Raw genomic sequence first — 10,703 nt, forward strand, 5'->3', positions numbered from 1 at the left:
GAAGGCCGGACGCGGCCAGGATCAGTCCTGGCGGCCCTGCAACAGGCGTTCGACGTAGCGCGCGACCAGGTCGATCTCCAGGTTCACCGCCGCGCCGACGGCGGTCTGCGCGAACGCGGTGTGCGCCACGGTGTGCGGAATCAGCGCGACCTCGAAGCCTTCGGCGTCGACTTCATTGACGGTGAGGCTGACCCCGTCCACGCAGATCGAGCCCTTCTTGGCGATGTAGCGCAGCAGCGGCGCCGGCGCGGCGAAACGCCAGCGCTGCGCGCGCGCATCGTCGTGAATCGACAGCACCTCGCCGAGGCCGTCGACATGGCCGCTGACCAGGTGCCCGCCGAGGCGGTCGCTGGGGCGCATCGCCCGCTCCAGGTTCAGTATCGCGCCCTCGGCCAGGCGGCCGAGCGTGGTCAGCGCCAGGGTCTCGGTGGAGGCGTCGGCCTGGAACGCCGCCGCGTCGAAGGCGATCACGGTCAGGCACACGCCATTGACCGCGATGCTCTCGCCCAGGCGCACGTCGGCGAACGGCAGGCTGCCGGTGGCGAAGGTGAAGCGGAGATCGCCGCCCTGCGGCTGGCGTGCGGCGAGATGGCCAACGCCTTCGATGATTCCGGTGAACATAGCTACGTTTCTCGCAATGGGGTGAGCGAAAAACGCCACAAGGCAAACAGGCACGCGCACAGCCGCAAGGCTGCGCGAAGGCCGTCTTCTTTCATCCGGACTATACCGTCGGCTCCGGCATCGCACCGGATCTGCTGACCTTCCCGATTCGGCGCGTCGCGCCTGCGCCGGGAAGCGCTCGCGGGCTCGTGCGCGAACGCACCTACCGCCGGTGGGGAATCGCACCCCGCCCTGAAGACGTTTGTGGTCGCCGGCGAACCGGCTCGGGCATTCTAGCAGGCGCGGCCGCAGCGGCCGCCCGGTACAGCGCGCCACCGGTGGGACAAAGCGTCGCGGTGCGCACGGCAACCTTGCGCGCGGCGACGCGCATCACCGGCGATCGCTCAGGGCGAGGCCGCCCCCGCGCTGGCGGCGATCGCCGGCCGCAGCAGCAGGCGCAGGTCGTCGCCGAGCTGGCGCACGTCCTGCAATTGCAGCGGTACGCGCTGCGCCATGGTCTCGATGCCGAGCCCGGCCAGTAGCGAACGCGCGGTATCGCCCAATAGGAGCGGCGCCATGTACACCAGCACCTCGTCGACCAGGCCGGCGCGCAGCAGTGCACCGCTCAGCGTCGCCCCGGCCTCGACCTGGACCTCGTTGATGCCGCGCTCGCCGAGCAGGCGCAGCGCCGCGTGCAGGTCGCAGCGGCCGTCGTGCAGCGGCACCGCGGCGAACGCGGCATGATCCAGCGCCGGCGGCACGCAGTCCGGCGCATGCAGGTACAGGGTCGGCGCGCTGCCGTCGCGGACCTTGGCCTGCGCCAGGCTGCGCAGTCGCGCGTCCAGCACCACGCGCAGCGGCGGCTCCACTTCGGTCGCCGCCTCCAGGCGCACGGTCAGTGCCGGGTCGTCGGCCAGCACGGTGCCGGCGCCGGTAAGGATGGCGCCGGCGCGGGCGCGCCAGTGCTGCACGTCCTGGCGCGCCGCCGCGCCGGTGATCCATTTCGATTCGCCGCTGGCCAGGGCGGTGCGTCCGTCCAGGCTGGCGCCGAGCTTGATCCGCAACCACGGTCGGCCGCGCTCCACCCGCGACAGGAAACCGCGGTTGAGCGCGCGTGCCTGCGCGTCCATCAGGCCTGCCTGCACCGCGATGCCAGCCTCTCGCAGCAGCGCGAAGCCGCCGCCGTTGACTTGCGGGAACGGGTCGGCCATCGCCGCCACCACCCGCGCCACGCCGGCCTCGATCAGCGCCAGCGCGCACGGCGGGGTGCGGCCGTAGTGCGCGCACGGCTCCAGGGTCACGTAGGCGGTGGCGCCACGGGCGCGTTCGCCGGCGGCGCGCAGCGCTAACACCTCGGCGTGCGGCCCGCCGGCGCGCTGGTGGAAGCCCTCGCCCACCACGACACCGTCGCGCACGATTACGCAGCCGACCATCGGATTGGGCCGCGTGGTGTAGGCGCCGCGCTCGGCCAGGCGCAGGGCCTGCGCCATCCAACGATGGTCGTCGGCGGAGAAGTCGGAGACGACGTCGGTGCTCATGCGGATGCGGTAGCAGCACTGACGTCGCGGCGCATCACCACGATCTGCAGCAGCCCCAGCGGCAGGTCGGCATGGCGCTGCCAGCCCAGGCGCTCGTAGAACGGCACCAGCACCGGCTCGCAGTACAGGTACAGCCACTGCACGCCGAAGCGCGCGGCGGCCTGCACGCAGTGCGCGACCAGGGCGGCGCCGACGCCGGCACCGCGTGCCTGCGGCCGCACGTACAGCGTCGCCAGCCACGGCGAGAACTGGCGGATGCGCGCGTCGTCGTTCTGCAGCAGGCTCACCGACCCCAGCCAGTCCTCGCCGTCCAGGGCGATCCAGCTGGTGGGGATGCGGCGTTCGTCGCGGTGGCTGCGCAGGTCGGCCTCGGCCTCCACCACGTTCCACTCCGGCAGCAGCGGGCCGAACGCCTGCAGATGCTCCTGCGCCAGCGCGGGAATGTGCTGCGCGGCCTCGGCCAGACAGACGATGCGCATGCGCTCAGCGCTTGCCGGTCTTGTCGCCCGGCTTGGCCGCGCGCACCAGGTCCAGCAGCGGCAACTGCTCGCTGCCCACCGGCAACTCGCGCTCGAGCTTCTCGATCTCCTCGCGGAAATCGGCCACGTCCTGGAAGCTGCGGTACACCGAGGCGAAGCGCACGTAGCCGACGTGGTCGAGCTTGCGCAGCTCGGCCATCACGTACTCGCCGACCCGGATCGAAGGCAGTTCGCGCTCGCCGGACATGCGCAACTGATGCACCACCGCGCGCACCGCTGCCTCGATCTGCTCCTCGGCCACCGGCCGCTTCTGCAGCGCGCGGTCGAAGCTGGTGCGCAGCTTGCGCGCATCGAACGCCTCGCGGCCGCCGTCGCTCTTGATCACCGTCGGCAGCTTGAGTTCGATCGTCTCCAGCGTGCTGAAGCGCTCGCCGCAGGCCTCGCACTCGCGACGCCGACGGATCGTCGCGCCATCCTCGGACACGCGCGAATCGATCACCCGGGTATCGGTGTGCTGGCAGAAGGGGCAGTGCATCAGGGGCTGGGATTGGGGATTGGGGATTGGGGATTGGAAAAAGCAGAAACCTCAGGAGCCGAGCTTACGCCCAATCCCGAATCCCCAATCCCCAATCCCGGCTTCTCAGCCATACACCGGATACTTGCGGCACTGCGCGGTCACCGCGTCGCGCACGCGCGCCAGCACGGTGTCGTCGGCCGGGGCGTCGAGCACGTCGGCGATCCAGTTGGCCAGGTCGACGCAATCCTGTTCCTGGTAGCCGCGGGTGGTGATCGCCGGGGTGCCCAGGCGCAGGCCCGAGGTCACGAACGGCGAGCGCGGGTCGTTGGGCACCGAGTTCTTGTTGACGGTGATGTGGGCCTTGCCCAGCGCCGCTTCCGCGTCCTTGCCGGAGACGTCGCGGCCGATCATGTCCACCAGCATCAGGTGGTTCTCGGTGCCGCCGGAGACGATCTTGTAGCCGCGCGCGATCAGGGTCTTGGCCATGGCCTGGGCGTTCTTCACCACCTGCTGCTGGTAGCGGGTGAATTCCGGCTCCAGCGCTTCCTTGAACGCCACCGCCTTGGCGGCGATCACGTGCATCAGCGGGCCGCCCTGGATGCCGGGGAACACGATCGACTGCAGCTTCTTGGACAGATCCTCGAGCTTGTCGCCGGCGCCGGCGGCACTGGCGACGATGATGCCGCCACGCGGGCCGCGCAGGGTCTTGTGGGTGGTGGAGGTGACCACGTGCGCGTGCGGCAGCGGGGTCGGATAGACACCGGCGGCGACCAAGCCGGCCACGTGCGCCATGTCCACGAAGAAGTAAGCACCGACCTTGTCGGCGATGGCGCGGAAGCGCGCCCAGTCGATCACCTGCGAGTAGGCGGAGAAGCCCGCCACCACCATCTTCGGCTTGTGCTCCACGGCCAGGCGCTCGACTTCGTCGTAGTCGATCAGGCCCTGGTCGTCGACGCCGTACTGCACGGCGTTGAACAGCTTGCCGGAGGCGTTGACCTTGGCGCCGTGGGTCAGGTGGCCACCGTGCGCCAGCGACATGCCGAGGATGGTGTCGCCCGGCTGCAGCAGCGCGAAGTACACCGCCTGGTTGGCCTGCGAGCCGCTGTGCGGCTGCACGTTGGCGTAGTCGGCGCCGAACAGTTGCTTGACCCGGTCGATGGCCAGCTGCTCGGCGACGTCGACGAATTCGCAACCGCCGTAGTAGCGCTTGCCCGGATAGCCTTCGGCGTACTTGTTGGTCAGCTGGCTGCCTTGCGCTTCCATGACCAGCGGGCTGCAGTAGTTCTCGCTGGCGATCAGCTCGACGTGGTCTTCCTGGCGGCCGGCTTCGGCGGCGATGGCGCGGGCCAGGTCGGGATCGTAGGTTTCGATGCGGGCGTCGCGCGGGAACATCGGGTCTCCGGGGGGCATGGACAGAAGGCAGACGACTAGTTTAAGCCCCGCGCGCGGCCGAGGGCGAACCAAAACGCAGACGGCCTCCCGAAGGAGGCCGTCTGGCGATGCCGCAGCAGGGCTCAGCGGCCGCTGAGCACCAGATCGGCGATGATGCCGGTGGCGATGGCGACCAGCAGCAGGTTGCCGGTGTCGTCGCGCACCCAGCGGTAGCCGTACGGCGGGCGCCGGACCTGGTAACGGTCGTAGTCGTAGACCACGTAGTTCGGGCCGTAGTAGCGCTGGCCGCGCGCCCAGCGCGGCGGGCCCGGGCGGTAGTAGACGACGTCCGGACCGTTGCGATAGCCGTCGCGGTAGCCGCGGTCGTAGGCGCGACGGGCGTCGCGGCGGTCGCGCTCACGGTCGCGCCAGTAGCGCTCGCGATCGGCATCGCGGTAGCCGCGGTCGTACCAGCCATGGTCGCGCGGACCCGGTCCCGGCGGCGGGGGCGGCGGCCCCGGAGGACCCGGAGGACCCGGAGGACCCGGCGGGCCCCAGCCCGGACCGGGACCCGGGCCGCCCGGACCCCAGGCGAACGCGGGTGGCGCCATGAAACCCAGCGCCAGCGCGGACGAGAGGGCGATTGTGGCAATGCGTTTCATGTTCATGGCAACTCCGTCACGTGGTGTGGCGGTTGCATTTAGGCCGTTTTCGTCTGAACCGTCTCCTGCTGGAATCGGTTACGTATTCAGCTTCACGGATCGGGCTGGGAAAGCGTTCATCCAGCGGCATTTCCGGCCTGCGCGTGCAGGCGCAACAGCGCCGCCTGCGCCGTGTCATCGGCTGGCAAATAGACCACCAGGCGGTTGCCGTTGCGCGGCGCCGACCACCAGTTGACCTGCTGCAGGCGCAGCTCGCCTTCCTGCGGATGGCGGAAGCGCTTGAGCTGGTTCTCCACGCCGCGCACCTCGCGCCGCTGCCGCCACAGCGCATCGAACTCGGGAGAGGCCGCGCGGTAGCGCGCCAGCAGCGCCTCCCATTCCGGCTCGCCCAGGTGTTCGGCCATCGCCGCGCGCAGCAACGCCACCATGTGCTGCAGCACGTCCTGGCGATCGAGCAATGCGTCGCGCCAGCGCGGATTGGTGAAGGCCTGATAGACGCAGTTGCGATCAGCGTCCGCCAGGTCGGCCAGGGTCACGCCCATCAGCCGCTCGAAGGCCGGGTTGGCGCCGAGGATGTCGAAGCGCGGGGTCTGCAGCATTGCCGGCCACGGGCCGAGCTGGTCCAGCAGCATGCGCCCGGTGCCGGTGAGGCGTTGGCACGGCGGCGGCGCCAGGGCCGTGGTCTCGCCCAATCCCGCCAGCGCCAGCACGTGCGCGGTTTCGACCTCCGAACACTGCAGGGCGCGGGCGATAGCGGTCAGCACGCGCGCCGAGGCGCGGACCGGGCGCCCCTGCTCCAGCCAGGTGTACCAGGTCACGCCGACATCGGCGAGCAAGGCCACTTCCTCGCGGCGCAGGCCGGGGGTGCGGCGCCTGCCGCCGCGCGGGAGCGCCAGCCGCGCCGGGTCCAGGCTCTCGCGGCGGGCGCGCAGGAAGGCGCCCAGCGCGCGGGCACGCTCGCTGGCCAGGGCCGGGCCCGACGTAGCATGCGCGACCGCCCGCTCCGGCCTGGAGGTGGAATGCGCGAGGTCCGGTTGCATCGTCTTCTCCACTTTTGCTGTCCGCCGGTGCCCGACGACGCCGCGTCGACAGGCGGCGCAGGCGTGTCTGTCGCGCCGCAGGAGACGGCGCCCCGACGCGATTGTTCGGGACACCAGGGAGGCAGCTCCAGTACCAGGATAAATGAGTCCTTGTACCAGTTTATCGACTCACCATACTGCGCGCCATGACCACACCCTCCCCCGCCTCCGCCATGCCCGCCACCACCTCCACCCTGAGCCACCGCGGCCTCGGCATCCTGCTGATCGGGCAGATGCTGCCGCTGATCGATTTCTCCATCCTCAATGTCGCGCTCGGCTCGATCGCCCACACGCTGCACGCGTCGGCGACCCAGCTGGAGCTGATCGTGGCCGTCTACGGCGTCGCCTTCGCGGTGGGCCTGGCGGCGGGCGGCCGGCTCGGCGACAACCTCGGCCGGCGCCGCGTGTTCGGTGCCGGCGTGCTGCTGTTCGGCCTGGCCTCGTTGCTGTGCGGGGTGGCCGGTTCGGTCCCGGCCCTGCTGGCCGGCCGCATCCTGCAGGGACTGGGGGCGGCGCTGGCGGTGCCGCAGATTCTGGCCACCATCCACGTCAGCCTGCACGGCAAGGCACACGCGCGGGCATTGGCGCTGTACGGCTCGCTGGGCGGCATCGCCTTCGTCATCGGCCAGGTGCTGGGCGGCTCGCTGGTCAGCGCGGACATCGCCGGATCCGGCTGGCGCAGCGTGTTTCTGATCAACCTGCCGTTCTGCCTGCTGGCGCTGGCCTGCCTGCGCGCCGTCCCGGAGACCCGCGCGGCACGGCGGATGCCGCCCGACCTGGCCGGCGCCGGGCTGCTGGGGCTGTTCCTGGCCTGCCTGCTGCTGCCATTGGCGCTGGGCCCTTCCCTGCACTGGCCGCCGGTGTGCCTGGCGGTGCTGGCCGCGTGCCTGCCGCTGCTGGCGGCGCTGGCCCGGGTCGAACTGTGGCAGGAACGCCGCGGGCGCACGCCGCTACTGCCGCCGGCCCTGCTGCGGCTGCCCAGCGTGCGCTTCGCGCTGCTGGTGGGCGGGGTGTTCTTCACCTGCTGGAGCGGTTTCATGTTCGTGCTGGCGCTGACCCTGCAGACCGGCGCCGGCCTCTCGCCGCTGCAGTCCGGCAATGCGTTCATCGTGCTGGGCGCGGCCTACTTCGCCTCCGCGCTGGTCAGCGCCCGCGTGGCGGCGCGCTGCGGCCCGGTGCCGACGCTGCTGCTGGGCTGCCTGGTGCAGATGCTGGGCCTGCTGGCGCTGGGCTGGACGCTGCACGCCGTGTGGCCGCATCCGGGCGCGGGCAACCTGGCCCCGGCGACCGCACTGATCGGTGCCGGCCAGGCCTGGATCGTGGCCAGCTTCTACCGCATCGGCCTGTCGCAGGTGCCCACCGACCATGCAGGCGCGGGCAGCGCCATGCTCTCCACCATCCTGCAGGCGGCGATGGGCCTGGGCCCGGCAGCACTCGGCGCGATCTACGCCCACGCCCGCGGTGGCGGCAGCCTGGCCGCGATGCAGGCGGCGCTGCACAGCGAGTGGCTGGCGATGCTGGTGCTGGTGATCTGCGCACTGTTCTATCTGCGCGGGCAGCGCCGCGCGGGGGAAACGGCGACGGCACCGAGCGCAGCGCTGCCGCCGATCGCCGAGTAGCCCGCGCGGCACCGCCCGCGCGTCTGCCGCCGCCACCGTGCGGCAACGAATGCCGGCGGCCGTCCGGCTATAATCCGCCATCCCTTTCGACGCCCTCCGGCCGCCGGCCGGCGGGCGCCCTGCGCCTTTGGAGCCGCCATGTCGCAATACATCTACACCATGAACCGGGTCAGCAAGACCGTGCCGCCCAAGCGCCAGATCATCAAGGACATCTCGCTGTCGTTCTTCCCCGGCGCCAAGATCGGCCTGCTCGGCCTCAACGGCGCCGGCAAGTCCACCGTGCTGAAGATCATGGCCGGCGTGGACACCGATTTCGAAGGCGAGGCGCGTCCGCAGCCCGGCACCAAGGTCGGCTACCTGGCGCAGGAGCCGGAGCTGGACCCGAACAAGACCGTGCGCGAGTCGGTCGAGGAAGGCGTGGGCGAAGTGCTGCAGGCGCAGGCCGCGCTGGAAGCGGTGTACGCCGCCTATGCCGAGGAAGGCGCCGATTTCGACGCGCTGGCCAAGGAACAGGAGCGCCTGGAGGCGATCCTGGCCGCCGGCGACGCGCACACCCTGGAGAACCAGCTCGACGTGGCCGCCGACGCGCTGCGGCTGCCGCCGTGGGACGCCAAGATCGCCAACCTGTCCGGCGGCGAGAAGCGCCGCGTGGCGCTGTGCCGGCTGCTGCTGCAGAAGCCGGACATGCTGCTGCTCGACGAACCGACCAACCACCTCGACGCCGAGTCGGTGGAGTGGCTGGAGCAGTTCCTGGCGCGCTACACCGGCACCGTGGTCGCGGTCACCCACGATCGCTACTTCCTCGACAACGCCGCCGAATGGATCCTGGAACTGGACCGCGGCCGCGGCATTCCGTGGAAGGGCAACTACACCGAATGGCTGATGCAGAAGGACGAGCGCCTGAAGCAGGAAGAGAACCAGGAGAAGGCGCGGCAGAAGGCGATCCAGAAGGAACTGGAGTGGGCCCGGCAGAACGCCAAGGGCGGCCGCTCCAAGGGCAAGGCACGTCTGGCGCGCCTGGACGAACTGCAGTCGGTCGATTACCAGAAGCGCAACGAGACCAACGAAATCTTCATCCCGCCGGGCGAGCGCCTGGGCAACTCGGTGATGGAGTTCAAGAACGTCTCCAAGAAGTTCGGCGACCGCCTGCTGATCGACAACCTGTCGATGATCATCCCGCCGGGCGCCATCGTCGGCATCATCGGCCCCAACGGCGCCGGCAAGTCGACCCTGTTCAAGATGATCACCGGGCAGGAGAAGCCGGATTCGGGCGAGATCGTGGTCGGCCCGACCGTGCAGCTGTCGTACGTGGACCAGAGCCGCGACAAGCTGGAAGGCAACCACAACGTGTTCCAGGAGATTTCCGGCGGCCTGGACATCCTCAACATCAACGGCGTGGAGATCCAGTCGCGCGCCTACATCGGCCGCTTCAACTTCAAGGGCCAGGACCAGCAGAAGATGGTCGGTTCGCTGTCCGGCGGCGAGCGCGGCCGCCTGCACATGGCCAAGACCCTGCTGCAGGGCGGCAACGTGCTGCTGCTCGACGAACCGTCCAACGACCTGGACATCGAAACCCTGCGCGCGCTGGAAGACGCGCTGCTGGAGTTCCCGGGCAACACCTTCGTGATCTCGCACGATCGCTGGTTCCTGGACCGCATCGCCACCCACATCCTCGCCTTCGAGGGCGACTCGCACGTGGAGTTCTTCCAGGGCAACTACCGCGAGTACGAGGAAGACAAGAAGCGCCGCCTCGGCGACGACGCCGGCCCCAAGCGCCTGCGTTTCAAGGCGCTGAAGTAAGCCGCAGCGCGTTTCTGGCAGCACCCGCCACGGCCCGCTTCGCGCGGGCCGTGCGCGTTTTGGCTGACTGTCGGGTGGGTCCGCTCTCTGGCTCCGGGAGTCTGCGGGAGTCGACTGTCATACAACGGCGACACGCGAAGCGGTGCGCTTTCCGATGGCGCAATGCGTCGGGACTGAAGTCCCTCCCACAGTGCACCCGCCGAGTTCGTTGCACGTCCCTGTGTCGCGATGGGCCTTACCGGTAAAACCGTCGCGACTGGAGCGCTCCTACAAGCGCGTGGCACTGCACGCATGCGGAAGTGAGCGCTACGCATCGCCAACGCGGGGGCATCCCGGCACTACAAGTCGTAGGACAGCACGTCCTCGAAACCGAACCTGTCGAAGTCGCGGATGCGCGAGGGATACAGGCGGCCGATCAGGTGGTCGTGCTCGTGCTGCACCACGCGGGCGTGGAAGCCCTCGGCCTCGCGCTGCAGCGGGGTGCCGTCCGGCAGCACGCCGCGGTAGCGGATGTGCCGGTAGCGCGGAATCACCGCGCGCAGCCCGGGAATGGACAGGCAGCCTTCCCAGCCATCCTCCAGGTCGTCGGACAGCGGCTCGATCTCCACGTTGGCCAGGGCGGTGCGCGGCACCGGCGGCGCGTCCGGATAGCGCGCGCTGCGCTCGAAGCCGAACACCATCAACTGCAGATCCACCGCGATCTGCGGCGCGGCCAGGCCGACGCCGCGCGCGGCGTCCATGGTCTCGAACATGTCGGCGACCAGCGCATGCAGTTGCGCGCTGTCGAAATCGGTGACCGGCGGCGCCTGGCGCAGCAGACGCGGGTCGCCCATGCGGATGATGTCGCGGATCATGTGCGGACTCCTGGCAGCGGGGAATGGCCGCGATTATCCGCCGTGGCGGCGACGCGTGCAGCCCGGCTGCGGCCTCCCCTGCCCCGACTGCGACACGCCGCGGTGCAATCCCCGTGTTGCGGCAAAGCGCTTGGCGAATTCTGCAGGCGTGAACTGTCCTGCAGCCGCGACGCCCGGCGTGGCG

The 10,703-nt window shown here is 70.3% G+C and carries 10 protein-coding genes and 1 riboswitch; of the genes, 2 read left to right on the plus strand and 8 right to left on the minus strand.

Going from position 1 to position 10,703, the window contains the following annotated elements; genetic code table 11:
- Positions 1-21: 21 nt before the first annotated feature.
- From SLW55_RS03460 to SLW55_RS03490, 7 genes are all read right to left on the minus strand, one after another.
- Positions 22-621, minus strand: a complete 600-nt coding sequence (locus SLW55_RS03460; RefSeq protein ID WP_152239567.1) for a riboflavin synthase — start codon at positions 619-621, stop codon at positions 22-24.
- A 79-nt stretch (positions 622-700) separates the two neighbouring features.
- Positions 701-864, minus strand: a riboswitch (FMN riboswitch).
- Between the two features lie 140 nt (positions 865-1,004).
- A complete protein-coding gene (gene ribD, locus SLW55_RS03465; RefSeq protein ID WP_295965417.1) occupies positions 1,005-2,138 on the minus strand; it encodes a bifunctional diaminohydroxyphosphoribosylaminopyrimidine deaminase/5-amino-6-(5-phosphoribosylamino)uracil reductase RibD in 1,134 nt (377 codons plus the stop codon).
- On the minus strand, positions 2,135-2,617 hold the full coding sequence (locus SLW55_RS03470) for a GNAT family N-acetyltransferase (protein ID WP_267086338.1): 483 nt from the start codon (positions 2,615-2,617) through the stop codon (positions 2,135-2,137). Before SLW55_RS03470 ends, ribD begins: the two co-directional genes overlap by 4 nt.
- A gap of 4 nt (positions 2,618-2,621) precedes the next feature.
- Positions 2,622-3,152 carry a transcriptional regulator NrdR gene (gene nrdR / locus SLW55_RS03475; protein ID WP_010340907.1) on the minus strand — a complete coding sequence of 177 codons (531 nt, stop codon included), beginning with the start codon at positions 3,150-3,152 and terminating at the stop codon, positions 2,622-2,624.
- Between the two features lie 105 nt (positions 3,153-3,257).
- Positions 3,258-4,526, minus strand: coding sequence for a serine hydroxymethyltransferase (glyA, locus tag SLW55_RS03480; RefSeq protein ID WP_017912204.1), 1,269 nt, complete (start codon positions 4,524-4,526; stop codon positions 3,258-3,260).
- A gap of 122 nt (positions 4,527-4,648) precedes the next feature.
- The gene (locus SLW55_RS03485) at positions 4,649-5,173 is read right to left on the minus strand and encodes an RcnB family protein (protein ID WP_148829930.1); all 525 of its coding nucleotides are present in this window, start codon (positions 5,171-5,173) and stop codon (positions 4,649-4,651) included.
- 110 nt (positions 5,174-5,283) lie between these two features.
- Positions 5,284-6,207, minus strand: coding sequence for a helix-turn-helix transcriptional regulator (locus SLW55_RS03490; protein ID WP_320744576.1), 924 nt, complete (start codon positions 6,205-6,207; stop codon positions 5,284-5,286).
- Between the two features lie 185 nt (positions 6,208-6,392).
- On the opposite strand from SLW55_RS03490, the gene SLW55_RS03495 reads away from it, so the two are divergent.
- The gene (locus SLW55_RS03495; protein WP_320744577.1) at positions 6,393-7,865 is read left to right on the plus strand and encodes an MFS transporter; all 1,473 of its coding nucleotides are present in this window, start codon (positions 6,393-6,395) and stop codon (positions 7,863-7,865) included.
- A gap of 138 nt (positions 7,866-8,003) precedes the next feature.
- Positions 8,004-9,665 carry an energy-dependent translational throttle protein EttA gene (ettA, locus tag SLW55_RS03500; RefSeq protein WP_017908418.1) on the plus strand — a complete coding sequence of 554 codons (1,662 nt, stop codon included), beginning with the start codon at positions 8,004-8,006 and terminating at the stop codon, positions 9,663-9,665.
- Positions 9,666-10,003: 338 nt separating this feature from the next.
- Here the strand turns inward: ettA and SLW55_RS03505 are convergent, their stop codons facing one another.
- Positions 10,004-10,519, minus strand: a complete 516-nt coding sequence (locus tag SLW55_RS03505) for a peptide deformylase (RefSeq protein ID WP_150411280.1) — start codon at positions 10,517-10,519, stop codon at positions 10,004-10,006.
- Positions 10,520-10,703 lie beyond the last annotated feature (184 nt).

It is taken from the genome of Xanthomonas sp. LF06-19 (assembly GCF_034105425.1).
Taxonomy (GTDB): Bacteria; Pseudomonadota; Gammaproteobacteria; order Xanthomonadales; family Xanthomonadaceae; genus Xanthomonas_A; species Xanthomonas_A sontii.